Here is a 399-nt window from a genome sequence, read left to right as displayed (position 1 = left end):
GGGCGGTGGCGGTGCGCTTCATCTCGGCCTCGCACCAGCCGCTGGCCGAGCTGGTGCGGCGTGGCAACTTCCGGGAAGACCTGCTGTACCGCCTCAACGCGGCCGAGCTTCGCCTGCCTGCGCTGCGCCAGCGCAGCGACCTGCAGACCATTGCCGACCAGATGCTGGCCACCCTGGGCAGCCACCTGCACCTGGGCGACGCAGCCCGCGCCGTGCTGGCCGCGCACGCCTGGCCCGGCAACCTGCGCGAGCTGCACAACGCGCTGCGCTACGCCGCAGCCCTGTGCGGCCACGATGGCGACGGCACCATCGAGCCCGACCACCTGCCTGACCACCTGCACGATGCGCTGCACCGCGCACCAGCGCGCACCGCCTTGGCTGGCAATGCCGGCGAGCCCG

At 73.4% G+C, this 399-nt stretch carries 1 protein-coding gene; it reads left to right on the top strand.

Going from position 1 to position 399, the window contains the following annotated elements; genetic code table 11:
• On the top strand, positions 1–399 hold a 399-nt coding region (locus L995_RS17990; protein ID WP_047472856.1), incomplete at both ends, for a sigma 54-interacting transcriptional regulator.

Source organism: Delftia sp. ZNC0008 (assembly GCF_000799035.1).
Taxonomy (GTDB): Bacteria; Pseudomonadota; Gammaproteobacteria; order Burkholderiales; family Burkholderiaceae_C; genus Comamonas; species Comamonas tsuruhatensis.
This window is presented reverse-complemented; position numbering and strand designations above follow the sequence as displayed.